The sequence below is a fragment of the Marinobacter sp. genome, from assembly GCF_039977835.1.
GTDB lineage: Bacteria > Pseudomonadota > Gammaproteobacteria > Pseudomonadales > Oleiphilaceae > Marinobacter.
Window position 1 is genome coordinate 127,653 of record NZ_JBDWCL010000013.1, and the last position, 23,476, is coordinate 151,128.

At 59.4% G+C, this 23,476-nt stretch carries 21 protein-coding genes and 2 pseudogenes; 11 read left to right on the forward strand and 12 right to left on the reverse strand.

Annotation, left to right across the window (positions count from 1 at the left end; all coding sequences use genetic code 11):
- The first annotated feature begins 7 nt into the window (after positions 1 to 7).
- The 3 genes from ABJM11_RS05785 to ABJM11_RS05795 all read left to right on the forward strand — a co-directional run bounded on the left by ABJM11_RS05785 (position 8) and on the right by ABJM11_RS05795 (position 4,449).
- Entirely contained in the window at positions 8 to 2,584 is a 2,577-nt protein-coding gene (locus ABJM11_RS05785) for a PEP/pyruvate-binding domain-containing protein (RefSeq protein ID WP_348295964.1), read from the forward strand.
- A 63-nt stretch (positions 2,585 to 2,647) separates the two neighbouring features.
- A complete protein-coding gene (locus tag ABJM11_RS05790; protein ID WP_348295965.1) occupies positions 2,648 to 3,919 on the forward strand; it encodes a HAMP domain-containing sensor histidine kinase in 1,272 nt (423 codons plus the stop codon).
- Complete coding sequence (locus ABJM11_RS05795) at positions 3,916 to 4,449, forward strand: response regulator (protein WP_348295966.1); 534 nt, start codon at positions 3,916 to 3,918, stop codon at positions 4,447 to 4,449. The genes ABJM11_RS05790 and ABJM11_RS05795 overlap by 4 nt, the downstream gene beginning before the upstream one ends.
- Positions 4,450 to 4,464: 15 nt before the next feature.
- On the opposite strand, the gene ABJM11_RS05800 is transcribed toward ABJM11_RS05795, so the two are convergent.
- The 8 genes from ABJM11_RS05800 to ABJM11_RS05835 all read right to left on the reverse strand — a co-directional run bounded on the left by ABJM11_RS05800 (position 4,465) and on the right by ABJM11_RS05835 (position 13,706).
- On the reverse strand, positions 4,465 to 5,124 hold the full coding sequence (locus ABJM11_RS05800; protein WP_348295967.1) for an energy-coupling factor ABC transporter permease: 660 nt from the start codon (positions 5,122 to 5,124) through the stop codon (positions 4,465 to 4,467).
- Entirely contained in the window at positions 5,048 to 6,874 is a 1,827-nt protein-coding gene (locus tag ABJM11_RS05805; protein ID WP_348295968.1) for a SulP family inorganic anion transporter, read from the reverse strand. Before ABJM11_RS05805 ends, ABJM11_RS05800 begins: the two co-directional genes overlap by 77 nt.
- Before the next feature lie 7 nt (positions 6,875 to 6,881).
- Positions 6,882 to 7,748: an MBL fold metallo-hydrolase gene (locus tag ABJM11_RS05810; protein ID WP_348295969.1), complete on the reverse strand. Its 867-nt coding sequence runs from the start codon at positions 7,746 to 7,748 to the stop codon at positions 6,882 to 6,884.
- 76 nt (positions 7,749 to 7,824) lie between these two features.
- Complete coding sequence (locus ABJM11_RS05815) at positions 7,825 to 9,339, reverse strand: diguanylate cyclase (protein ID WP_348295970.1); 1,515 nt, start codon at positions 9,337 to 9,339, stop codon at positions 7,825 to 7,827.
- Between the two features lie 100 nt (positions 9,340 to 9,439).
- Positions 9,440 to 10,060: a tetratricopeptide repeat protein gene (locus ABJM11_RS05820; RefSeq protein WP_348295971.1), complete on the reverse strand. Its 621-nt coding sequence runs from the start codon at positions 10,058 to 10,060 to the stop codon at positions 9,440 to 9,442.
- Positions 10,057 to 10,839: an SDR family oxidoreductase gene (locus tag ABJM11_RS05825; RefSeq protein WP_348295972.1), complete on the reverse strand. Its 783-nt coding sequence runs from the start codon at positions 10,837 to 10,839 to the stop codon at positions 10,057 to 10,059. Before ABJM11_RS05825 ends, ABJM11_RS05820 begins: the two co-directional genes overlap by 4 nt.
- Positions 10,826 to 13,012 carry an AMP-binding protein gene (locus tag ABJM11_RS05830; protein WP_348295973.1) on the reverse strand — a complete coding sequence of 729 codons (2,187 nt, stop codon included), beginning with the start codon at positions 13,010 to 13,012 and terminating at the stop codon, positions 10,826 to 10,828. Before ABJM11_RS05830 ends, ABJM11_RS05825 begins: the two co-directional genes overlap by 14 nt.
- The gene (locus ABJM11_RS05835; RefSeq protein ID WP_348295974.1) at positions 12,996 to 13,706 is read right to left on the reverse strand and encodes a thermostable hemolysin; all 711 of its coding nucleotides are present in this window, start codon (positions 13,704 to 13,706) and stop codon (positions 12,996 to 12,998) included. The genes ABJM11_RS05830 and ABJM11_RS05835 overlap by 17 nt, the downstream gene beginning before the upstream one ends.
- Before the next feature lie 137 nt (positions 13,707 to 13,843).
- On the opposite strand from ABJM11_RS05835, the gene ABJM11_RS05840 reads away from it, so the two are divergent.
- The 7 genes from ABJM11_RS05840 to ABJM11_RS05870 all read left to right on the forward strand — a co-directional run bounded on the left by ABJM11_RS05840 (position 13,844) and on the right by ABJM11_RS05870 (position 21,538).
- Positions 13,844 to 14,527 carry a response regulator transcription factor gene (locus ABJM11_RS05840; RefSeq protein ID WP_348295975.1) on the forward strand — a complete coding sequence of 228 codons (684 nt, stop codon included), beginning with the start codon at positions 13,844 to 13,846 and terminating at the stop codon, positions 14,525 to 14,527.
- On the forward strand, positions 14,518 to 15,939 hold the full coding sequence (locus ABJM11_RS05845; protein WP_348295976.1) for an ATP-binding protein: 1,422 nt from the start codon (positions 14,518 to 14,520) through the stop codon (positions 15,937 to 15,939). Before ABJM11_RS05840 ends, ABJM11_RS05845 begins: the two co-directional genes overlap by 10 nt.
- A gap of 81 nt (positions 15,940 to 16,020) precedes the next feature.
- Positions 16,021 to 17,535 (forward strand): AlkA N-terminal domain-containing protein, encoded by a 1,515-nt coding sequence (locus tag ABJM11_RS05850; protein WP_348295977.1) that lies wholly within the window; start codon positions 16,021 to 16,023, stop codon positions 17,533 to 17,535.
- The gene (locus tag ABJM11_RS05855; RefSeq protein ID WP_348295978.1) at positions 17,532 to 18,053 is read left to right on the forward strand and encodes a methylated-DNA--[protein]-cysteine S-methyltransferase; all 522 of its coding nucleotides are present in this window, start codon (positions 17,532 to 17,534) and stop codon (positions 18,051 to 18,053) included. The genes ABJM11_RS05850 and ABJM11_RS05855 overlap by 4 nt, the downstream gene beginning before the upstream one ends.
- An 84-nt stretch (positions 18,054 to 18,137) precedes the next feature.
- Positions 18,138 to 19,460, forward strand: a complete 1,323-nt coding sequence (locus ABJM11_RS05860; protein ID WP_348295979.1) for an MFS transporter — start codon at positions 18,138 to 18,140, stop codon at positions 19,458 to 19,460.
- A 150-nt stretch (positions 19,461 to 19,610) separates the two neighbouring features.
- A complete protein-coding gene (locus tag ABJM11_RS05865; RefSeq protein WP_348295980.1) occupies positions 19,611 to 19,856 on the forward strand; it encodes a hypothetical protein in 246 nt (81 codons plus the stop codon).
- Positions 19,857 to 20,140: 284 nt separating this feature from the next.
- Positions 20,141 to 21,538, forward strand: coding sequence for a hypothetical protein (locus ABJM11_RS05870; protein WP_348295981.1), 1,398 nt, complete (start codon positions 20,141 to 20,143; stop codon positions 21,536 to 21,538).
- Between the two features lie 179 nt (positions 21,539 to 21,717).
- On the opposite strand, the gene ABJM11_RS22470 is transcribed toward ABJM11_RS05870, so the two are convergent.
- The 4 genes and pseudogenes from ABJM11_RS22470 to ABJM11_RS05885 all read right to left on the reverse strand — a co-directional run bounded on the left by ABJM11_RS22470 (position 21,718) and on the right by ABJM11_RS05885 (position 23,151).
- Positions 21,718 to 21,894 carry a hypothetical protein gene (locus tag ABJM11_RS22470; protein WP_407069968.1) on the reverse strand — a complete coding sequence of 59 codons (177 nt, stop codon included), beginning with the start codon at positions 21,892 to 21,894 and terminating at the stop codon, positions 21,718 to 21,720.
- Entirely contained in the window at positions 21,858 to 22,286 is a 429-nt protein-coding gene (locus tag ABJM11_RS05875; RefSeq protein ID WP_348295982.1) for a zinc-binding dehydrogenase, read from the reverse strand. The genes ABJM11_RS22470 and ABJM11_RS05875 overlap by 37 nt, the downstream gene beginning before the upstream one ends.
- Positions 22,287 to 22,429: 143 nt before the next feature.
- A pseudogene (locus ABJM11_RS05880) lies at positions 22,430 to 22,693 on the reverse strand (GrpB family protein); the annotation flags it as partial.
- A 92-nt stretch (positions 22,694 to 22,785) separates the two neighbouring features.
- Complete coding sequence (locus ABJM11_RS05885; protein WP_348295983.1) at positions 22,786 to 23,151, reverse strand: helix-turn-helix domain-containing protein; 366 nt, start codon at positions 23,149 to 23,151, stop codon at positions 22,786 to 22,788.
- A gap of 93 nt (positions 23,152 to 23,244) precedes the next feature.
- Between ABJM11_RS05885 and ABJM11_RS05890 the strand changes: the two are divergent.
- A pseudogene (locus ABJM11_RS05890) lies at positions 23,245 to 23,337 on the forward strand (oxidoreductase); the annotation flags it as partial.
- Positions 23,338 to 23,476 lie beyond the last annotated feature (139 nt).

Genomic DNA, 23,476 nt, shown 5'->3' on the forward strand with positions numbered 1-23,476 from the left:
TCCGGCCATGACCAGCCAGGAGCCTCTCCAGCCTGAAGACCGGGTATCCACCGGTTTGTCCGGGCTGGACGAGGTTCTTGATGGTCTACGCATCGGCGATAACGTGGTCTGGCGGGTCTCTGATCTTAATGACTACCGCCGGTTCGTATACCCTTTCCTGAATGCCGCCGCCGATACCGGCAGGCAGATCATTTACCTTCGCTTTGGCGAGCACCCGCCCGTTATTGATGAGCACCCCGCGGTTCGCACCATCGAGATCGATGCGCTGGGGGGCTTCGAAAGCTTTACCAGCAGGGTCTGGCACCTGATCGAACAGCACGGTCGGGGCGCCTTTTATGTGTGTGACAGCCTCAGCGAACTGCTGAATGCCTGGGCTACCGATGCCATGGTGGGCAATTTCTTCCGGGTGGTGTGCCCGTTCCTGTTTGAACTGGACACCGTAGCCTGGTTTGCGCTGCATCCTGACCGACATTCCCGCATGACCCTGGATCGCATCCGCGAAACAACACAGGTCATGATTGACGTGCATCGCCACGGCGACAATGTCCAGATCCATCCCATCAAGGCCTGGCGCCGGCAATCACCCACCATGTTTCTGCCTCACCGGGAACAGGACGGACAGTTCCATCCCATTACCGACAGCAGCGATGCAACCCGACTGCAAGCCACCCTGGAAATGGAGCACCTGCACCGCCAGCCGCTGCTGGACTACTGGGACCGCCTGTTCCAGGAAGCCAGCCGGGCGATCTCCGAACAGGATGACGGCTGCATTGCCGACTTGCAGGAGCAGGTGCTGCAGGTAATGATCAGCCGAGACCCGCAGATACTGGCACTGGCGCGGCGCTACCTGTCGCTGGAAGATCTGCTCAGTATCCGCGCCCGGCTGGTGGGTAGCGGCTACATCGGTGGCAAGGCCACGGGGATGCTGCTGGCCCGGAATATCTTGCTGAAGGAAACACCGGAGCTGTGGCAGCAGCATCTGGAGCCCCATGATTCAAGTTACCTCGGCACCGACGCCTACTACGCCTTCCTGGTACACAACGGGCTGTGGCCGGCAATAATGCGCCAGCGCTCTGAAGCCGGCTACCTGACAGAGGCACCGGCACTGCAGGAGGGCATACTGGCCGGCCAGTTCCCCGATGAAATCCGTAGCGAACTGGAGCGACTGCTGGACCACTATGGCCAGTACCCCATCCTGGTGCGCTCATCAAGCCTGCAGGAAGATGGCTTCGGCAACGCCTTTGCCGGGAAGTACGAGAGCGTCTTCCTGGTCAATCAGGGCGCCCCCGAGCAGCGACTGGAGGCTCTCGCCGCTGCCATCCGCAAGGTGTATGCCTCCTCCATGAGTGAAGATGCCCTGCGCTACCGCAGACAACGCGGGCTGGATCAGCGGGAAGAGCCCATGGCCCTGCTGATCCAGCGGGTCAATGGCCGCTTCCATGGCCGCTACTATCTTCCGGACGCGGCAGGGGTGGGCGTATCCCGCAACACCTTTGCCTGGGACCCTACGATGGACCCCAAAGCCGGCATGGTGCGGATGGTCATGGGGCTTGGCACGCGGGCGGTGGACCGGATCGAGGGTGACCATGCCTGTGTCATGGCCCTGGACCAGCCCACCCGGCAACCCTTCCGCAACCAGGACGAATCCTACCGTGACTCCCAGCACCTGGTTGATCTGCTGGACCTGCAGGATGGCACGCTCGATACTCGGCCCCTTGGCCAGCTACTGGAGACCGCTACCGACCTGCCCATGACACACCTCGCGGAAGTGGACCGGGCGGCCACCATCCGTGCCGAACAGATCGGACTGACAGGCCCTGTCTGGCGCCTGACCTTCCGGCCGCTGGTACAACGGGGCGCCTTCATTTCTAGGCTGGCCAGACTGCTGCAAACACTTGAGGCCGGCTACCGGCATCCCGTGGATGTGGAGTTCACCCTGCATCTCGACGACGAGGGCGATCCGTCCTTCAATCTTGTGCAATGCCGGCCGCTGGCCACAATTGGCGAGACCGGGCCGGTGAACCTTCCGGACAGCGTGCCCGAGGACAGGCTTGTGTTCCGCACGGAAGGACACTTTATGGGTGGCAACATCAACCTGTCGATCCAGCGTGTGATCCGGGTGGATGCGGCTGTTTACGGGAAGCTCGACACCAACCAGCGCTACGAGGCCGCCCGGCTGGTCGGTGAGCAAGTCCGATCCGCCAACACTCCGACCTTGCTGATTGGCCCCGGCCGATGGGGCACCAGCAGCCCGGAGCTCGGTGTACCGGTTCGCTTCTCGGATATTTCCGGTGTCGCCGCTCTGGTTGAGGTGTCGGAAAAGGCAGGCCACATGGTGCCGGACCTGTCCTATGGCTCCCACTTTTTCCAGGATCTGGTGGAAACCGGCATTGCCTACGCCGCCCTGTTTCCGGAAAACAGCCAGTGCCGGTATTACCCGGAGCATCTGACCGACGCACCTGTTTCCTCACAGTCACCACACACACCCGCCACTGCTGTCGAGGTACATGACTTCAGCCGCCGGCCACTTCACTTGCAGGGCGATATTATCCGCCAGCAACTGGTCTGTTACTTCGCGGATTGACCCCTGACAAACAGCCGGCCGATTTTCCACCGCTTCCCGGGCGCTGCTGCTAGAATCCCGTCCATGGAATGGCTCACCCACTCTCAGACCGGTTTTCAACAGGCGGCCCGCTATCTGCTGGGGATGCGGCTAACCCTTGTTGCGCTTCAGCTGATCACCGTCGCCGTTGCCGAAACCATGGTTTCCCTGGCGCATCGGGCCGAAGCCCTGATCCTGTGCCTGACGTATGCCGTTCTGGCAACACTGGGCTGGCTCTGGCTTACCCGGCGGCCGCCCCGCTCCTCCGTGACGGTCAGCCTGGCTCTGACCGTCGACCTGCTGCTGATCGGCGCCTGGCTTTACTTCACCGGTGGCTACACCAACCCCCTGGTTTCGCTATTGCTGTTGCCGATCGCCGTGGCCATTATCCTGGTGCCACTGGGCCACAGCATCGTCGTTACCATTGCCGGCGTGGCGATCTACACCTCATTGGTGCTCTGGCATACCCCGCTTACCCATGAACACCACAGCGCCAATCTGGCCCAGTTACACCTGGTGGGCATGTGGGTGACCTTTGCGATTACCGCCGTCATTCTGCTGCTTGTGGTTGGTGCGCTTTCCCGCCGTCTGCGACTGCAACAGTCACAGCTGGCACAGATACGGGAGACCCGCCTAAGGGATGAGCAGATCATTGCCCTCGGGCTTTCCGCTGCCGCCGTGGCCCACCGCCTGGGCACCCCGCTAAACACACTGGCATTGCTGGTGGAGGAGATGAAATCCGCAGCACCGGGTAGCCACTCCCTTGGAGAGGACCTCAGGCTGATGGAAGACCAGCTCTCACTGTGCAGCGGGCACCTGCAACAATTGACCAGCGCCGCTGTGCAGGCAAAAACCGCGCAATTGGAAACCCTGCCGGCCCAGTCGTGGATCATGCGGCTGAGGGAGTCCGCCACCCTGCTCTGGCCCGGAGCGACCATTGAATGGCAACCGCCATTCCCCGATTGCCCGGTGGCAGTGGATGCCACGCTTGACCAGGCTCTCCTGAACCTGCTTGCCAATGCCGTAAAAGCCAGTCCGTCCTGGGTTGCCATCAGCGCTTGTGAGGGCGCCGAAGGGTGGCTGGAGGTGATTGTGGAGGACCACGGCGACGGACTGGAGAGCGCCCTCGGGGACGCACCCGGCGAACAGGTGGTGAGCTCTGAAAGTGGGCTGGGGGTTGGCCTGTTTCTCTCCAATGCCACCATCCAGCGGCTCGGGGGGACCCTGAAAGCCCGCGTTACCGCACAGGGCACCACCATGATTATTACACTGCCGATTGCAACCGGGAACAGCAACCACAAAGGAGACTATGCGTGAGCAAGCAACGTCTCTGGCTTCTTGTGGATGATGACGATGCCTTCCTGCAGGTTCTGCAACGGTCACTCAGTCGCCAGGGCATAGAATCGCGACTGGCACGGAACCATCAGGAGGCCAGAGAGGCGCTGACCGCAAACTACATCCAGCGCTGTGTTCTGGATCTGAACCTCGCAGGGGAAAGCGGCCTCCAGCTGCTACCGGAACTCCTGAACACGAAGCCGGAACTGCAAGTCCTTGTACTGACGGGGTACGGCAGCATTGCAACGGCGGTAGAAGCCATGCGCCGCGGCGCTGTGAACTACCTTTGTAAACCAGTGACGGTCAATCAGTTACTGGCGAGTTTCGAGCCGCTCGATGTGCCACCGAATCTCCGGAATGCGCCCCCTTCGGTGGAAGAGATGGAATGGGAACACATCCAGCGAATTCTCAACGACAACGATGGCAACATCTCCGCCACGGCCCGTGCCCTGAACATGCACCGCCGGACACTGCAGCGAAAACTCCAGAAACACTCGCACTGGCGAAACTAGTCAGCTACCGGCCGCTCAGCGGTAACGACTCTGATCCAGCGTCGTCAACCGGTCCGGATGGAACACCATCAGCCCGGTGACGAAGGCACCGTTCACAAATCCCTCGGGAATCATGAAAAGCGGCAGGTAACGCAGGTACTCGTGGATCAGCTCACCCAACGTATACACACCGGCAGACCACAGCATCAGGCACATCACCACACCCGCCACGGCCACAGAAATGCCAGCCCCGAAGAAACCACAGAAAAAGATGTAGGCGAAAAAATTCCTGAAATTGCGTTTCCGCTCCCAGCGCATGATCCCGTGGCTGACCAGGGCCGGCACCATCACCGTCACCAGCCCGTTAGCCGCGAAGGCGATCAGCGGTTCGCGCCCGGTAATCACCGTGATCATAAGCGCCAATAGCCCGGACAGCACCGCCAGCCGCCACCCCAGCATCAGCGTAATCAGCGTGATGCCGAACACATGAATCGAGAGCCCGGGGGAGATCCCTGCCCTCAATTGCCAGACAAACCCCAGAACCACAGCGGCGCCGAAGAAGGAATGTTGCAGGGCCTGGTCGCGGCGGAATTCCGACCAGTTGGTGCCCCGTACAGCATTAACCAGGACCGCCAGGAATATCAGCCCCGTGATGATCAGTTGGTCGGCAGAGAGCAGGTTCTCTGTCATTCCCATGATGTCGTTGCTCCGATTCAGACCGGCCAGCCGCCGCTTCGGGGGGCCTGGTCAATGCCCGCCAGGCCTCGTAGGCACTCAGAAAGACCTGCCCGCCAAGGTTCGCCAACAGCTCAGTGCCGCCAAGGCGATCCATAACAGGGCCCTTTACGTCTGAAAGATGCAGGCGAACGCCTGCATCCGTCAACCGCTCGTTAATCGCCTCAAGGCTTTCGAGCGCTGACGCGTCCACCTGATTGACCGCCGGGCATACCAGCACCAAGTCCTGCAGTTCCGGCTGCCGGGTCACAAGGTCCATCACGGTTTCTTCCAGGAAGCGGGCGTTGGCGAAATACAGGCTTTCATCCACGCGCAGGAAAGTCACTTTCGGGCACAATTCCACGTGATGACGAAGTACGTTCCGGAAGTGTTCGGTACCCGGTACACGGCCAATCACCGCACTGTGTGGGCGGCTTGTACGGTACAGGAACAGACCGATGGACAGCGCAACACCCGCCACGATACCGGCCTCCACGCTGTAAAACAGCGTCAGCAGGATTGTGGCCAGCATGGCACCAAAATCGGAACGGGAATAGCGCCAGGTGCGGGCCAGTGCAGGCAGATCAATCAATGTGGCAACGGCCACGATAATGGTTGCTGCCAGCGTTGCCACCGGCAGGTAGGCAATGGCGGGTGTCAGAAACAGAGTCGCGAGAGCAATACCAACGGCAGTGAACAGGCCTGCAGCCGGGGTTTCGGCCCCGGCATCGAAGTTCACCACCGAACGGGAGAAGCCGCCCGTTACCGGCATTCCCCCGGAGAAACCCGCCCCCAGGTTCGCGGCGCCAAGGCCTATCAGCTCCTGGTCCGGGTCGATACGCTGGCGCCGTTTGGCGGCCAGTGTCTGCCCCACCGATACCGATTCCACAAACCCCACAACGCTGATCAGCAGCGCCCCCACCGCCAGCTCTTTCCAGAGCGACAGCTCCAGCGGTGGCAGGGTAAATTCAGGTAGGCCCCGGGGGATCTCCCCGACAACATTCATTCCTCTCGCGTCCAGCCCCAGCCACCAGGCCAGCAGGGTGGTCACGAAGACTGCAAGAATGGGTGCGGTCTTGGTGAGAATATCCGCCATTCGTGCCCCCACGCCCAGCCGCCTGAGCAGGGGTTTGAGCTTTTTGCGGGCGAGAACAAGGAACACCAGCGCACCAATACCCATCAGCAGAGTAGGAAGATGGGTATTGCCCATATTCGCCAACAGTGACGAACCGATCTCCAGAAGGTTATGGCCGGAGGCCTGCACCCCCAGGATATGTTTCAGCTGACTGGCTGCAATTACCAGCCCGGAGGCCGTGATGAATCCCGAAATGACCGGGTGGCTGAGAAAATTGGCGAGGAACCCCAGCCTCAGCACACCCATCAGAAACAGCATCAGCCCGGACATCACCCCCAGTAACACCGCCCCGGCGACATACGCGGGGCTGCCGGCCTCGGCAATCGGAGCAAGCGCTGCCGCCGTCATCAGAGCAATCACGGCCACCGGACCAACAGACAGTGTGCGGCTGGTTCCGAACAGGGCGTAGAGCACGAGCGGCAGAATGCTGGCGTACAGGCCTACCTGGGCTGGCAACCCGGCCAGCAGGGCATAAGCCAGGGACTGGGGAATCAGCATCACCGTAACGATGACCGCCGCCACCAGATCGCTGACGGCGTGCTCGCGCCGATAGGCCGGCAGCCAACCCAGAAAAGGCAGGTACTGGTTCAGTTTCATCCCTACCTCAGAACAGGTTGACGGGTACTTTCAGGTAAACCTGGCCGTTGTCTTCCGCCGGGGGCATGTGCCCTGCCCGCATATTTACCTGAACAGACGGCAGTATCAGCCGTGGCATATCCAGGGTGGCATCACGCTCGGTGCGCATTTTCACGAAATCGTCCTCGGAGATGCCTTCGTGCACGTGAATATTATCGCGGCGCTGCTCCGCCACCGTGGTCATAAACTGGAACTCCTCCCGATCAGGCGCCTTGTAGTCGTGGCACAGGAATATGCGGGTTTCCGGCGGTAACGCCAGAACTTTCTGGATTGACTGATACAGCGTTCGGGCATTCCCACCGGGAAAATCACAACGTGCCGTCCCGTAGTCGGGCATGAACAGGGTATCCCCTACAAAGGCCGCGTCACCAATTACATAAGTGAGGCAGGCAGGTGTGTGGCCCGGCGTATGCAGCACCCGTCCTTCAAGATTGCCGATACGGAAGCGGTCGCCTTCCTTGAACAGGGCATCAAACTGGCTGCCGTCGCGTGCGAACTCGGTACCGGCATTGAAGGCCTTGCCGAAAATCTCCTGCACCTCAACGATATGGGCCCCAATGCCGGTTTTTCCGCCAAGCTCTGTGTGCAGGTAGGGTGCTGCAGACAGGTGATCCGCATGGACATGGGTCTCAATGATCCACTCCACCTTGAGATTATTCTTCCGGATATAGTCAATAATTTCATTGGCAGAGCGTACATCGGTCTTTCCTGCGGCATAGTCAAAATCGAGAACGGAGTCGATGATCGCGCAGGCATTGCTGTCGGGGTCCCTGACAACGTAGCTGAACGTATTGGTGGGTTCGTCGAAAAAGTGCTGGACGAGTGGGTTGGTCATAATACTCATCTCCCGATCATTCAAATTTAGTTCTAAGCATATACTAAAATGAAATATAGAAGGAAATGATCTTTTGTTATAGCCGTGATGGCCCTGATGCATCGGCGTAACAGTCGCGCCCTGCCTGTTTGGCCAGATAGAGCCGGTTGTCAGCGCAACCTATCAGGCCTTCCGGCGTCGGAGCGATGGCGGCGTCGTCGCCAACCGCTGCCACACCGGCGCTGACGGTCAGCGAAATACTCTCTCCCTCAAATACAAATTCGTACCCGCGGACCCTGCTGATAACCCGGTTCACAAATGCCCCGACAGCCTCACCGTCGGTGGCGGAAAATACGACGATAAACTCCTCGCCCCCAAAGCGGGCAACCACATCCGTGGCTCGGGTATGGGCGAGCAGAATACCGGTGAACTCCCTGAGCACGTAGTCGCCAGCCAGGTGGCCGAGGGTATCGTTGACCGCTTTGAAATGGTCAATATCAAACAGCCCCAATGCGAATGGCTGCCGCTCACGATTCCATAGGGCGATCATTTCATCCAGGCGGGGGTCGAGATAGCGGCGGTTGTGAAGCCCGGTCAACGGGTCCCGTATCGACTGGTTCATCAGCTCCTCTTCCAGGCGGTGACGCTCCAGGGCGCCAGAGAGCAAGCCCGAGACAATGATCAACAGGTCCGCCTGATCAGTCCGCCAGACTCTCTGGCTGAGCGAGTCCACCCCAAAGAAACCGGACACAATCCCCCGGGTGCGCACCGGAACACAGAACATGGAACTGACCCCCTGCTCCAACAGCAGGGCTTTTTCCGGGGCTGCTTCCTCGGGCAGTGCGCTCACATCCTCGATAAAAACGATCCCGTTTTCCCAGATCATCCGGTCGATCTGGTCATGCCACCAGGCAAAGGTATCAATTGGCACCTGCTGCTGCGTGGTGATCAGCGGTTCAACGCCTTCGCGGCACCATTCATGGGTGTTGGTCATTTCATCCCGCTGATCCGAAAAGCGGTACAGGTAAGCACGGTCAACGCCAAAGAACTGGCCGATCGCCTCCAGCACCTGATTGATGCTCTGATCAATGTTGCCGAAGCCGCGGGTGATGAAATCCGAGGACAATCGTGCGATGAGTTTCTGGAATCCCGCCTGGAAAGCGAACTCGGCCTCACTCTCGCGAAGGGAGAACTCGAGGTCCTTGAACGCCTGGATGTCATTGAACTGGCCGTACCAGAGTATGCTGCCATCCGCCTGGAGTTCTGGAACGGAGTCGGATTCAAACCAGTGGTAGTCACCACTTGCCAGGCGCATCCTCGCCTGATGCTGCCACGGTGAAAGCTTTTCGGCAGATTCGGCAATACTGGCCGCCACACCCGCCACATCCTCCGGATGGATGACAGAGAATACCGTTTCTCCCTCCCTGCGCAGATCTGCGGGCTCCAGGCCGAACAGGTCCCGCACACGCTCACTGACAAAGGGGTACCGGTGATGTTTCCCGTCAGCGCTGCGCTCATAAATGAACAGAACCCCGGGCACTCCCGACGCCAGTTTCGGAAACAGTTCCGTCGGCCGGATGTTTCCCGGCCAGTCGTCATCAAATCGCGGCATAGACGCTCGATAACTCCAGATGCAGAGAGCCGGGACTGGCCCCCTGTTATGGAGTGTAGAGCAAGGTGACAGCAGCTGCGAACCATAGGACCGGTCAGGATCAGAGTTTCCCTAAGCGGTCGGAGATCTCCTGCCTACGGCCTCCATCCGCGATTCCACGGCCCGGCCGGGGTTGCGCGTTGAGAGCCTTGTTCAGATAGATCCTTGCTCGGGCCTCCTCACCCTGTTCCAGTAGGAAGTCACCGAAAAAGTAATTGGGGTCGATCCCCTCGGGGTTGATAGCCAGGGCCTTCTGCAGGTACTGCTGGGCCTGTTTGTCATCGCCGAACGACAACGGCCAACCCGGCACCTGATAATAAAGACTACCAAGGGACGTGTACGCCGAGCCGTGGAGAGCACGGTCATCTATGGCAATGGCCGCTTCCAGTGATTTGCGGGCATCCTTGACCAGGCCCAGGGCACCCAACCCTCCCCTGGCGCCAGCATAAGTACTCAGCACAATCCCCTGCCAGATCAGTGGCTCCGCGCGGTTCGGGTAATCCGCAACGAATTGCTCGGCCTCACTGGCCAGCTTTTCGAACGCTTTTTCCCTTTCATCTTCCGGTAACTGATACTGAATCTCCGCCCAGCGGTGCTGGATATCCGCGAGCTCAGCTGCCAGGGCTGCGGCCCAGAGCGGTGTGGCGGTCACCCATACCATCATCAAAACCATCCACCTCATGACAATACTCCTGAATTGAGAAAACGCCGGATGATCGGCAGTTGCTTGAGCATGGCTTTATCAACGAGGCGCGGGAGCACTCCGTTGATGACCACGAACAGTTTCTCCGGCCAACCGAGGAACCGGCGGCGATCGTCGTTTACCATGGCGTGCAGAATCTGGGAGGCCACTGCCTCCGGTGCGTCAACACTGTTGCCAAGGGCCCGATTCAGTTCATTCACTTCTTCCGGATTCATTTCCGTGGCGGTGGCCCTGGGCGCCACATAAACCACCTGAACAGCGGTGTCCGCCAGCTCCCGGCGCAGGGCTTCGGTAAATCCGCGGAGACCGAATTTGGTGGCGCAATAGGCGGTGTACCCGGGAAAACCGATGCTGCCGAAGGTGGACCCCACAAACACCAGGGCGCCGTGGCCGGGCTTCTCGAAACGGGGCACAAAATGTCTCGCCACCAACATGGCGGAGCGAAGGTTCACTGTGAGCTGGGCGTCCAGTTCACTGACGGCCATGGCAGGCAGCCCAGCGAACCGGTTCTGGCCGGCACAGTGAATCATCCCGTCGATCTCCGGATAGGCCTCGCTCAGACGCACAAGCTGCTGATCGAGATCGGCGGCAGCAAGATCCAGATGCACCACTGCCACGCCGTCCCGGTGGCCGAGCTTCTCCGGATGCCGGGATGCCACGATGACCTTGGCTCCAGCATCTACCAATGGCTCCACCAATGCCTTACCGATACCGCCGGTGCCGCCCAGCAGCAGGAATGCCCTGTCACGCAGCTTCATGACGCGACTCCCCGGAGCTGGCCGGCAGCGGAATGGTGTGGAGCATGTCTCCATACAGGCGATACACCATCCGCGCCGCTTCGATAATCGCCTGCTGATCATCCTCATCGGTGATTTCGTTCATCAGATTACGGAAGAATTCAAAGTGCTCCTGATCCAGGGCACCATGTGAGTACAGGTAGCTAAAGGCCTTGTCTGGCAGGCCCAGCTGTTTCTGGATGGCTTCGCCCAGCGGGGTAGCCAGCTCAATGGAAGTGCCTTCAAGAACCTGAACCATGCCGAAGAACGCAGCCGGGTTGCCACGCTGAATACGGTCGTACAGATAGGCCACCATCAGCTCAATCGAGGTATCCGGACGGCTGTTGCGGATCGCGTCCCTGTCCTCACCACAGGCCTCCAGATCGTCCAGTATCCATTCGTGATGGCCATATTCTTCCTCGATGTACTCCACCAGGTCCTTGCGCACAAACTCCAGACGTTCCGGGAGTTGACCACCGCAGGCCATCATCAACGGTACGGTGTGCTTAACGTGATGGTAGGCCTGGGTCAGAAACCAGGTATATCCCTGAATATCAAAGCGGCCTTTACGGATAGCTTCGATAACCGGGGCTGTGGTGACGTGGGCGCGGGCTTGCGCGGTTTCAGATTGCAGACGATCGAAAAATCCCATAACGGTGTCTCCTGGTGTGTTGGGAACGTTTGGCTGAGCAACAGTAAGATTCATGAAAATCGGGAAGGCCCCCGCCAACAAGGTTGGCAGGTCAGCCTGGAGCTGATGGCGGACGGGCCGGCCATTTGCGGTTATATGGCCCTGCGCCTGGGTCAGCAGCTGGCGACGGATATACACCGCTTCCAGCCGGGCATAATCTGGCAGTCCGGCGTTAAGCCTGCTCAGAGACCAACGCAGTTGCTCCGGAGAACGGCCATCCTGGACCACCAGCAGCGCCGAGAGATGCGGATCACCATCTCCGAACACCACCGCCTGGCGGGCACCCACAGCCTGAATGAGCTCGCTTTCCAGCCACTCAGGGCTGATATTTCGGCCAAAGCTGGTAATAAGCAGGTTCTTGGCGCGGCCATTCACCGACAGGAAACCCGCCGGGTCCAAGGCGCCCAGATCCCCGGTATCCAGCCATTCATCCGCTTCAGGCTCATCGCCCAGATAGCCAAGATGGGTGTTACCTCTGACCAGAATGCGAGCGCGTTCATCCACCCGAACCTCAACGTGGGAAAGGGGTTTGCCGACAGAACCCTCGCACTCGCCCCCGGGAACATTGAGAGCAACCACGGAGCTGCATTCGGACAACCCATAGCCCTCGTAGAGTGGCAAACCGGCGGCTCGGCCACGAACCAGCAGCTCGGAGGAAACCCGGCCACCCCCAACAGCCAGGAAGCGAAACGACGTGGTCTTCAACTGCCCCTGCTCGGCCGCAGTCACCAGGGCCATGGCGAGCTCCGGTACCAGAATCAGTGAATGCGGCGTGGTTTGGTTGATGCCCTCAACCAGGCGGTCAAGATCCAGGCCACTGCTGCCGGTCATGCCCAGAGTCTGTAATTGCGCCACCATAACGGTGCCGCCCATTAGCAGCGGCAGGTAGATCCCGGCGATGTTTTCCAGCAGGGTCGCCATCGGCAGGATGCAAAGATGCCGTTCAGGCTCAACACCGGCCAGCCGCTCTTTCAGGGCAAGGGTAGTTGCCGTCATTTGCCCGACAGACAGGCATACACCCTTGGGTGTGCCGGTACTGCCCGAGGTAAAGGTGATTTTCGCAGTCTGTTGCGGCATCCAGGCCCCGGCTGCAGAGACCGGCAAAGCCCGAAACCAGACACCATGGCCCAGGTGTTCGCTGCCTGTATCCGCTTCCACAGTTAACAGGCCATCCAGCCCCGCTCGCTCGATGAGATGAGCAGTCTGGGATTTCGAAAAAAACACGGGCACCGGAACACAAACGACATCCGCCAGCAGGCAGGCCAGGTCAGACAGAATCCAGGCCACCGAGTTGTCCCCACAAAGGCCGGCACGTCGCACTCCCAGCCGGCTCAACTGGTCGGCCAGTGCCCGCGCGGATTGCAACATCTGGGCATAAGTAAACGCTGAATCCGGTCCCTGCAGGGCAACGTGGGAGGGATGCCTCTCCGCCTGGCGCTCCAACAATTCAGGCAGTAAAGCCATAGGAGCCTCCTGTCGAGGATTCCTCATCGCCAGCCTGCTCCATAACCGGCTGGATCAATCTCAGCAAACCGGCGCTGCGCAGAGCGGACATTCCGTCGGCCACGCGAATCGCCATCACCACCGGATGGTGGTCGTAATAGTGCCCCCAACCAGCACCGCCATCCGGCAGGCACGCCGGGTCAGCATCGCCCAGCACCTGAGTGGCAATACCCAGCCGGTGAAAACTGTTGCGCAGCTGATCCGTACCTGTGCACACCACCCAGTCATAACCAGCGCCATCCAGCCACACCGATAACGAGGCAAAGAGATAACGGCTGACACCGGCTTCCACACCGGCCAGATGGGCAATCTCGGCGATCCGGCAGCGCTCAATGCCGGGAAACGGCATCACCGCTTCAACCGGCACCGCCAGGTAGTCTTCGAGAAACAGTCTTTCCAGAGCCGCATTGCGCACGCCAACCGCTGCCAGCAGAGATCCCTGTGCCGTTGTCAGGGCGAGCAAGGCCGGAATGCGCAGGGAAGGTTCCGCGCCATAGGCATGAAGAAACCTTCGGCGAATGAATCCGGTAACCTTACCGGCCATTGCGGTGTCCGGTTGGATTTCGCAGAACCAGCGACCGGCACAACGGATGACCGGAACCACCTCCCCGCAGTCCGGGGCACAACAGGTCGACATCATCAGCGGGTCTGTCATAAACAATCTCCCTTGGGTACAGGAGCCAGACTAGAGGGGCAGCCTTAACCAAGGCTTAAGAGGATTCGGGACTTTTCTTAAGCTCGCCTTAAGGTTTCTGTGCCAGAATAGTTTTCAGACCCGTTACAGGACCTGCCATGCGGATATTGCTCGTAGAAGATGACCATCATCTGGCCACCACCATGCTGGACATGCTGCGCGACGGCCAGAACACCGTGGACTGGCTGGACGACGGCCAGCAGGCGGTAAACGCCCTCACCAACGAACACTTTGATCTTGCCATTCTGGATCTCACCCTGCCGCGACTGGATGGGCTTGAGGTTCTGAAAGCCGCCCGCAAGCAAGGCGTTCAGACACCGGTTATCATTCTTACCGCCAGGGCCGGTCTCGATGAAAAACTGGACGGCCTTGATGCCGGTGCCGATGACTATCTGACCAAGCCGTTTGCCATGGCTGAGCTCAAGGCCCGGATAAGGGCGGTGACCCGCCGGGGCGTCTCTGCACCTCAGAACGGGCTGTCGGTGGGAGAACTGCTGCTGAATCCGGACTCCGGTCAGCTTACCAGGGGCAACGACGTCATCACCCTACCCCGCAGCGAGTTCCAGATCCTGCACTACCTGATGCGCCATCCCGACCAGGTGGCAACCCGCAGGCGCCTGGAAGAACAGCTCTACGGCTGGGACCAGGGAGCGGAGAGCAACGCTCTTGAAGTGCATATCCATCATCTTCGACGCCGGGTCGGCAAGGCCACTATCCGCACCATTCGTGGTGTGGGTTACCTGCTCGACAGTCACGCCGCCGGGGTGCAGGAATGTCCCTGACCCGCACCCTGACACTGCTGGTTACCTCAACGGTGCTCCTGGTTGCCCTCATCGCTGCCGCGTGGAGTTACATTGAGAGCAACCATGAGCTGGAAGAGCTGTTTGATGCCGAACTGGCCCAGAGCACACGGATCGTCCAGGGTCTGGTTCGCCATCTGGCCGATACCCAGTCCATGGAACAATTACCGAAAACCCTCAGTGAAACCCTGGAACTCCCCCGAACCGACGACTTGGGCATCGACTTTGAGGGGGACTATGACGAAATCCTGCCAGGTGGAACCGGCCATAAATATGAGAAAAAACTGGCCTTTGAGGTCTGGACACGGGAGCGCGAACCTCTACTGGACACACTCAAGGCCGATGACGCCGAGGGCCTGATTCCGGGTTACTCCTGGGCCGAGTCCAGCGGGCACCGGTGGCGTGTATTCACGCTCCAGGACCCGGCCACCGGTTTCTGGATCCGTACCGCCCAGCGCGAAGACATTCGTGAGGAACTGAGCCAGGAACTGGCGCTCGGCAATGTACTGCCTCTGCTTATAGCACTACCGCTGCTGCTGATTGCTGCCAGTGTCGCCATTCAGCTGGGATTCCGACCCCTGAGGAGACTGGAGCGCCCTATCCGCCATATGGCGCCGGAAAACATCCATCCGCTGGACGACCAACAGGCACCGAAGGAGGTCGCGGGACTGGTTCAGGCGGTAAACGGTCTGCTCAAACGCCTGAACCAGGCTCTTGAGCGGGAGCGCCGGTTCTCGGCTGATGCCGCCCATGAACTTCGCACACCACTGACGGCGTTGCGTCTGAACCTCGAGAAAGCCTGCGAGAAGGACCCGGAGCGGTTCGGCGGCATCATTCAGTCAGTCGACCGGATGGTGCACCTGGTCGAGCAAATGCTGTTGCTCAGCCAGGTCGATTCCGGCAATGATTTTGTCCCCGGCTACCATAACCTTTCCGCTATTCTCGAACAGAGCGTGGCAGATGTTGCACCGCTGGCCCTTAAAAAGGACATCGACCCCATACTGGAAGACGACACCGGTGAAGCCCTGACGTGCTGCCACAGCGCACTGATCAATACCCTTATGCGCTCCCTGCTCGCCAATGCCATTCAGTACAGTCCGGAACACACCGTCGTTACCACGCGCCTGACGCCCTCCGGTCACGGTTATCAGATAACCGTGTGTGACCAGGGCCCGGGCATTCCCCCTCAGGAGCACGACCGCGCACTCAGCCGTTTCGTAAGGCTGGACCAACGCAAAGGCGGTGGTGCCGGGCTAGGACTTGCCATCGCAAGGCGTATCGCGGAACTCCATGGAGGACAGCTTACCCTCAGTGAACGAAGCGATGGTCAGAGCGGGCTTTGTGTCAGCATCTGGCTTCCGGCAGGGCCTGCCGACAGACCCACCAGGACCTGAGACGACGGGCACTCCTTACTTCTGCATCCCCAGTTCCGAATACGGCGAGTTTTTCCGTGAGTCGCTGTTAAACTTCCGTCTATGGACACGCTCACTGATGACCTCTGCTACCAGGCGCTGAAAACCCGGGATGCCCGCTTCGACGGGCGTTTCTACACCGCCGTGGTGACTACCGGGATTTTCTGCCGCCCGATCTGCCCGGCGGTCACCCCCAGGCGTGACAACGTGCGTTTTTATCCGTCGGCGGAGACTGCCATGGCCAATGGTTTTCGCCCCTGCCTGCGATGCCGCCCGGAAGCGGCTCCAGGCAGCCCGGCAGCCGCTGGCGTGCACACCACGCTGGCCCGGGCCGTGCGGCTGGTTGAAGAAGGAGCCCTGGACACCGGCTCGGTATCCGAGTTGGCCGAACGCCTGGGCATTACTGATCGCTACCTGCGCCAGCTTTACCAACGCCATACCGGCGTGAGCCCCAGCCAGCATGCGCGGGCCCGTCGTCTCTTGCGGGCAAGGCAGCTGATCGTGGACAGCAACCTGAGCATGACCGACATTGCCGACATTGCAGGCTTTGGTAGCCTTCGCCGCTTCAATCAGACGCTCAAAGAGGCCTATGGCGGCGCCCCTACCGCCTGGCGACGGGGGCTCAAGCCCCATGTGAGTGCGGGCGCACAGAGCCCTGACAGTTCGTTTCTGCCAGCAAAGGATGACCTTGTCCTGTTCCTGCAGGCCCGCCCGCCCTTTGCCAGCGATGAACTGCTGTCTTTCTTCCGTGCCCGCGCCATTCCCGGGCTGGAATCGGTGGGGGAACAGTATTACGCGCGCTCGGTGTTCATGCGGGGCCAACCCGGGCTGGTCATCTGTCGTCCGCAAACCAGTCCCCCTGGCGTGCAGCTTATTGTCCGGGGGCCGGCACGCCAGGGCATCCTGGAAGTGAGTGCCCGGGTACGCCGCCTGTTCGACCTGGACGCCGATCTGCCGGGCATCACCGCTGACCTTGCCAACGACCCCATACTGCAGCCCCTGGTCAGACAGAACCCAGGGCTGCGGGTACCGGGCTGCTGGGACCGGTTCGAATTCGCTGTCCGGGCTGTGCTTGGACAACAAATATCCATTACGGCCGCCCGCACTCTTGCAGGCCGCCTGGTTGCCCGCCTGGGCAACCCCCTTTCCCCTGATTTAACCGCTGACACAGGGATCACCCACCAGTTCCCCCCTGCAGAGGCGATCGCACGCCAAGCGCCGGAGAATCCAGGAATGCCCCGAAGCCGGGCCGAAACTCTGGCACAGGTAGCGGCCCGATTCGCCGAACCCGGTTTTGCCGAGCTGGATGGCAACACCCTGCTGGAGCAACTGGCATCCCTGCGCGGTATCGGGCCCTGGACCCTCAACTACCTGTCGCTACGTGGCCTGGGAGACCCGGACGCTTTTCCGGCCAGTGATCTGGGCCTGCTCAAGGCTTCAGCCAGCCTTGGCGGGCCGACAACCGCCGGGACGTTAACCGGTCATGCCGAACGCTGGCGCCCGTGGCGGGCCTATGCCGCTCAGTACCTGTGGACATCACTGGCCACCCCATCAGGCCGGGAGGAGACAATCTCATGAACACAATCATTAATGTAAGCCACTTTCCCAGCCCCATTGGCCCACTCAGCATGGCCACGGTCGATGGCAAACTGGTTCACCTGGACTTCGAGGGCAACGACGAACGGATGCAGACCCTCCAGGGGCGACGCTTTCGTGGGGCCCAATGGCAGGAACGGACCGGATCTGCCCCCGAAGCCGTTACACAATGGCTGGAGGCTTACTTCGCCGGTGTATTCCAGCCCCTGCCGTGGCCACAGCTCCAATTAACCGGGACCGACTTCCAGCAACAGGTCTGGCAGGGGCTTATCGGCATACCGAGCGGGGAGCACCGTTCCTATGGGGCGCTGGCCGAAACCCTGGGCAACCCCAGGGCGGTACGCGCCGTGGCGCGCGCCAATGCCCTCAACCCGGTGGCCATTCTGATTCCCTGCCACCGGGTCATTGGTGCTGACGGAACACTTACCGGTTACGCCGGAGGCCTGGAACGCAAGGCCTGGCTACTCGAGCACGAGACCAAAAACCTGAAGGCGGTTTAACCCGGCAGGGCTGGGCATTGGCGGCGATAACGGCGACAATCGGCGCACGGATGTCCCTTGCAAGGAACAGGAGCCCCTCGCGCCATGCCACCGCAATCGAGCGTTGCCCAGCCCCCGGGTGCCCAGGAAAACAAGCGCGCCCTCTGGGCGTGGGCCTTTTACGACTGGGCCAACAGTGCCTTTTTCACCATCATCCTCACGTTTGTGTTTGCCCAGTACTTCAGTGTGTCGGTAATGCAGAACGAGGTGAAAGGCACCGAGGCCTGGGGCTATATCGTCGGCATTTCCGGCGTGATCATTGCGGTCCTCGCCCCCATACTGGGGGCCATAGCTGACCAGTCCGGCCGGCGTAAACCCTGGTTCATCACCTTCACCCTGCTGTGCGTGGTTTCCTGTGCCATGCTGTGGACGGTCACCCCGGACCAGAGCCAGTTCTGGAACGCCGCCCTGTGGGTGGGCCTGGGCACACTCGGTGCCGAGTTCGCCTTCATTTTCTACAACTCCATGCTGCCGGACCTGGCCAGCCAGGAGCGTACCGGGCGCTGGTCCGGCTGGGCCTGGGGACTGGGTTATGTCGGGGGCGTACTTAGCCTTGTGGTGGCGCTGTATGGCTTTATCGAAACTGATGCCAACCTGTTCAACCTGAACCGGGACGAAGCAGAGCACGTTCGCGCCACCTTCGTCCTCGTCGCAGTGTGGTACCTGGTATTCGCCCTGCCGGCCTTCATCTTTATTCCTGACCGCCCCTCTACAGGCCTGAGCCTGGCCGCCGCCACCCGCGCCGGATTTGCGCAACTTAGAGAGTCCATCGCTCATGTGCGCCAGTACAGGGACATCGTACGTTTTCTGATTGCCCGCATGCTCTACACCGATGGCCTGGCCACCATTTTTACCTTCGGTGGTGTCTACGCTGCCGGTACCTTCAATATGAGTTCCACGGAAGTTCTGCAGTTCGCCATTGCCCTGAACGTAACAGCCGGGTTGGGCGCCCTGGGTTTTGCCTGGGTTGACGATGCCCTCGGCGGTCGCAATACCATCCTGCTGTCGCTGGCCGGCCTGGGTACAAGCGCGCTGGGCATCCTGCTGGTAGACGGCACCACGGCCTTCTGGGTATGGGGCATGATTCTGGGCATATTCGTAGGGCCTCTGCAGTCCGCCAGCCGCTCCCATCTGGCCCGGGTGGCCCCGCCGCACCTACAAACCCAGATGTTCGGCCTCTTCGCCTTCTCCGGCAAAGCTACTGCCTTCGCCGGCCCCCTGCTGGTGGGCTGGGTGACCGCGGCCACCGACAGTCAACGCTGGGGCATGAGCACCATCCTTGTGTTCCTGGTGGTTGGCTTCGTATTGATGCTGTCGGTGCCCGTCACGGAAACCCGCCAGCCTGAACACAGGAACCGGCCCCTGTAATCGCAGATACTTCAGACCCCCACCCCAAATAGCTGTGCATTTTTTGAACAAAGGGCTAGATTAAAGAATGTGCTGGCGTTCGGCACATTCTCCGGCATAAGCATTAACGTTCCAGAAAGAACGATCCACAACTCACGGAAGGACACTCTTATGGCTTATGTAACAATTGATGGTAACAAATATGAAAAAGAGCTTATTGACCTGGCCGTAAAACACACCACTGGCCAGGGCGAGGGCAAAATTTCTGTGGACGAAGCAAAAGACCTGTTTAAATCCGCTCAGGACGGGCAAGGCGTTACCGATATTGAAATGGCAACGCTGAAGTATATTCGTGGCGCTTATGAGTTTACCGATGCGGGCGCCAGAACATTCGACGCGGAACTCTCCCGGCTCTGACACATCTGGTTGAGTGGGAACATTGAGTCCCAGCCAGCCAGGGGCCTGTCTCCGCTACTGGAAACAGGCCCACTTTCCGGGACCACGGCTTCAATCGAGTGTGGTCACGACAATTTCTGGGTGTAGCTCGATAGCTCTGTGAGTTGCCGTTCAACACGATTAGATTTTAGGCAATGGGCTGTCTATTCTCTTTTAAGGTTGTACTCAATTACACAGACTGACAGGACGTTCTTCTGATATGCGGTACACCTGCCAGTCCATTCCTAGACTGGTGGGAGGACAACATGAACTATTTCAAATTCACTTTCCTGGTGTTGATGCTTCCGGTATTCACGGGCGCGAACCTGGTTTGGGCAGAAATAGCTATAGGCGACATACAAGCCATCGATTTGGGCACATTACCGGGCGGGTCCACCAGCAGTGCCCGGGACATTAATGATGCAGGCAATATTGTAGGCAGTAGTGAAGTCCTGTCAGGCGATACCCACGCTTTCTTTCTTTCGGGAGGGGTGATGAGCGACCTCGGCACGCTACCGGGAGGAGACGCTAGCCGAGCAACCGGAATTAACGATGTTGACCAGGTGGTCGGGTTTTCAAATCTGTTAAACCCAATTACTGGGGAACTAGTTACCCATGGCTTTGAGTGGCAGGGAGGCGTGATTCGGGATTTGGGTGCATTCCCCCCTGAAGACGACATCAATTCCACTAGTTTCGCGCGTGGAATCAATAACAGCGGATTAATAGCGGGAAACATCGATCTCGCAGGCGTGGTATGGGATTTGTCTGGCGTGCCAACTTACCCACCGTTTCCGCCTACTGTCCGCGTTACCGATCCTGGACCATTTACACCAGCAATAGCTTTCGATATCAACGATGCGGGGCAAGCCGCTGGAACCTTACTTTCCAATGCAGTGGGATTTCGCTGGCAAGCTGGCGTTCTTGAACCGCTAGTGCCACTCCAGCCTGATGGTGTTGATGAAGATGCCTACGGGATCAATGAATTGGGGGAAGTGGTGGGACGCGGCCTACTTGCGCCACCCGTTCGTTACCATGCAACGCTGTGGCCGAATCCAGCTACCGTGCAGGATTTGGGAACACTGGGGGGCGAAAATAGTGTAGCGCGTGATATAAACGATGAAACAACTATCGTTGGTAGTAGTGAAACAGCCACGGGAGAAACCGTTGCCTTCATCTGGCATGCCGATTTTGGAATGCAATCATTAGGCACACTAGGTGGTGCTAACAGTAGTGCATTCGGGATCAATTCCGCGGGTCAAGTCGTAGGCGAAAGCGAGACGGCAACGGGAGAGATACACGCAACACTCTGGATGGTGACATTTGCGACAGTATTCGACGTCGACATCAAGCCTGGCAGCAATACGAATCCCATAAATCCCCGCAGCAAGGGCGTAACTCCGGTAGCGGTTCTGGGGTCGATTGACTTCGACGCCATGCAACTCGATACCTCGACGGTTAGGTTCGGGCCGGCAGAGGCACCACCTGCTCACAACGGCCATATCGAAGACGTCAATAACGATGGCTTTATAGATAGGATGATGCACTTTAAAACTCAGCAAACAGGGATTGTTTGCGGTGATACGGAAGCAAGCTTAACCGGCGAGACATTCGATGGCGAACTGTTCACGGGAACCGATACAGTTAAAACGGTAGGCTGCAAGTAATCGCCTATGTTGGCAAAACCCCTTCATTGTGCGGGGTTTTGCTAACTTTGCCAGCCTCCGCTTTTGTTCAGGAATTGGCAGACCTGGACGCTCGCAAAGCGGAGACTCCGATGGGGCGATTGATGCCGAAGCTCACTTGCCGCTATGGGTTGCAGCGCCTGGTTATACGGTAATTAAGTTCAATTTGGCCTCAAGGCGAGCCTGCCTATATAGTGAGAATCCAGCGTGCGGTGTGCTTCAACCGTTTGATCAAGCGAGAACGTTTGGGCGACATGTACTTCGAACGGTTCTGCGTCAATTAGCTGATTCAGCACCTCCATCAACTCCGAATCGTAGTTGGCGCTGTAGCCATGCACATCACACCAGCGCGTGCTTTTGGCTCGGGCTGGACGCCGTGTGGATAGGCGACGCGCCCGCCGTCACGTATCGCCGCAAGTGCCTGCTCCAAAACTTCACCGCCAGCGGTGACGAGCGCAGCGTCGAGGCCGTGGGGGGCAAAGTCGCGTGCGGCGGCTGCTACTTCACCAGAGTGTCCTTCGACGACGGCGTCGGCGCCCAATCGCTGGGCCAGGGCCACCCCGTCGTCACCCGAGGCCACCGCCAATACACGGGCTCCCATTCTCTTTGCGAGTTGCACGGCCAAGTGCCCGATGCCTCCACTGGCGCCGAAGATCATCAGTGCCTCATCGTTTTTCAATTCCAGCGCGTCTCGAAGACCGCGTAGTGCTGTCCTCGCATCAATTGGCATGACGCCAGCCTGCTCGGTTGTCAACTCACGGGGTATCGTCCAAACGTTCTCGGCCTCTACGGGAGCGTACTCCGAGTAAAACCCGTCTTTAGGACTCCCTGCACTGTGGGCTTCAGGCACTCAACACTTCCATTCCCTGGCGATCATAACCGCACACTCTTTCCCGCTTTGTAACGCTGAACACAGAGCCGCCCTGTCAAGGGCGTCCTGCGGCCTTCGGCCGCGTACAGTTCCATCAAAGCATCAGCGCGTGGCATTGCCTCTACCCCCGCCTGGATATCGATAATGGGTTTGGCTGAAAGGCCTGGTACAGCTGTGCTTCGAATATGTTCGACCGCCAGAAAGCTACCTGAAAACAGATAAAGGAGACGATCGCGCTCTTCTTCGAACAAAAGCGGCCATCCCTTGCCATACGGGAAAAATGTGCATGTTTACCCGGAGGACTCGCCGGATGGCATGATTGGGTGCCTGTCCACCAACCGCCACCCGGCTTCCCTTCCTACCGGCTGGCTCTCCGGCGGTCCATCGCTGCGGCAATGTCCTCTTCGTACTCTTCGCCCCAGCCGCAAAGCGGCTCCATAGCCCGCACCAGACTTGCCCCGAAGGGCGTCAGCGAGTAGTCGACGCGCAGCGGTATCTCGCCATAGTCGGTTCGCAGGACGATGCCGTCGGACTCGAGCTCCTTCAACTGCTGGATCAACATTTTGTCGCTCACGCCCCGGACGCTTCGCTTGAGCTCGCCGTAACGCGTCGGACCCTTGTTTAAAAAGAACAGAATCAACGGCTTCCACTTCCCGGAGATCACGTGCAGCGTCGCATGCAAGCCGCAAATGAAACGTGGGTTTTCTGAGTTTTCTTTCGCCATAACGATACTTACCAAAAGGTGCATACTTGAACATTTGTAAGTGATTTATATATCTTGATAGCGAATCGAGTCAACACACACGGAGACCCAACAATGAGTCGACTAAACGGTAAAATCGTACTGATCACAGGCGGAGCCAGCGGCATCGGCCTGGCCTCGGCCCAACGCCTCATCGACGAAGGCGCTGTTAATGGCCAATTAAAATGACCCACTACTGGCCATTAATTTTGACCCACCTCCGAGTGGCCGTCAGGCCACAGAACCAGCTACTGTCCCCGGCTTTTATCGATGGCCGGGGGCATGTCAGTGAAGGAGTGGGTTGTGA

What these genes read in the sequence shown, in the direction of transcription:
- ABJM11_RS05860 (WP_348295979.1), top strand. Translation starts at nt 18,138, where the DNA reads ATGCCACCGCAATCGAGCGTTGCCCAGCCCCCGGGTGCCCAGGAAAAC.
- ABJM11_RS05855 (WP_348295978.1), top strand. Translation starts at nt 17,532, where the DNA reads ATGAACACAATCATTAATGTAAGCCACTTTCCCAGCCCCATTGGCCCA.
- ABJM11_RS05785 (WP_348295964.1), top strand. Translation starts at nt 8, where the DNA reads ATGACCAGCCAGGAGCCTCTCCAGCCTGAAGACCGGGTATCCACCGGT.
- ABJM11_RS05850 (WP_348295977.1), top strand. Translation starts at nt 16,021, where the DNA reads ATGGACACGCTCACTGATGACCTCTGCTACCAGGCGCTGAAAACCCGG.
- ABJM11_RS05885 (WP_348295983.1), bottom strand. Translation starts at nt 23,151, where the DNA reads ATGGCGAAAGAAAACTCAGAAAACCCACGTTTCATTTGCGGCTTGCAT.
- ABJM11_RS05805 (WP_348295968.1), bottom strand. Translation starts at nt 6,874, where the DNA reads ATGAAACTGAACCAGTACCTGCCTTTTCTGGGTTGGCTGCCGGCCTAT.
- ABJM11_RS05810 (WP_348295969.1), bottom strand. Translation starts at nt 7,748, where the DNA reads ATGACCAACCCACTCGTCCAGCACTTTTTCGACGAACCCACCAATACG.
- ABJM11_RS05835 (WP_348295974.1), bottom strand. Translation starts at nt 13,706, where the DNA reads ATGACAGACCCGCTGATGATGTCGACCTGTTGTGCCCCGGACTGCGGG.
- ABJM11_RS05815 (WP_348295970.1), bottom strand. Translation starts at nt 9,339, where the DNA reads ATGCCGCGATTTGATGACGACTGGCCGGGAAACATCCGGCCGACGGAA.
- ABJM11_RS05820 (WP_348295971.1), bottom strand. Translation starts at nt 10,060, where the DNA reads ATGAGGTGGATGGTTTTGATGATGGTATGGGTGACCGCCACACCGCTC.
- ABJM11_RS05800 (WP_348295967.1), bottom strand. Translation starts at nt 5,124, where the DNA reads ATGGGAATGACAGAGAACCTGCTCTCTGCCGACCAACTGATCATCACG.
- ABJM11_RS05790 (WP_348295965.1), top strand. Translation starts at nt 2,648, where the DNA reads ATGGAATGGCTCACCCACTCTCAGACCGGTTTTCAACAGGCGGCCCGC.
- ABJM11_RS05875 (WP_348295982.1), bottom strand. Translation starts at nt 22,286, where the DNA reads ATGCCAATTGATGCGAGGACAGCACTACGCGGTCTTCGAGACGCGCTG.
- ABJM11_RS05840 (WP_348295975.1), top strand. Translation starts at nt 13,844, where the DNA reads ATGCGGATATTGCTCGTAGAAGATGACCATCATCTGGCCACCACCATG.
- ABJM11_RS05825 (WP_348295972.1), bottom strand. Translation starts at nt 10,839, where the DNA reads ATGAAGCTGCGTGACAGGGCATTCCTGCTGCTGGGCGGCACCGGCGGT.
- ABJM11_RS05845 (WP_348295976.1), top strand. Translation starts at nt 14,518, where the DNA reads ATGTCCCTGACCCGCACCCTGACACTGCTGGTTACCTCAACGGTGCTC.
- ABJM11_RS05865 (WP_348295980.1), top strand. Translation starts at nt 19,611, where the DNA reads ATGGCTTATGTAACAATTGATGGTAACAAATATGAAAAAGAGCTTATT.
- ABJM11_RS05830 (WP_348295973.1), bottom strand. Translation starts at nt 13,012, where the DNA reads ATGGCTTTACTGCCTGAATTGTTGGAGCGCCAGGCGGAGAGGCATCCC.
- ABJM11_RS05870 (WP_348295981.1), top strand. Translation starts at nt 20,141, where the DNA reads ATGAACTATTTCAAATTCACTTTCCTGGTGTTGATGCTTCCGGTATTC.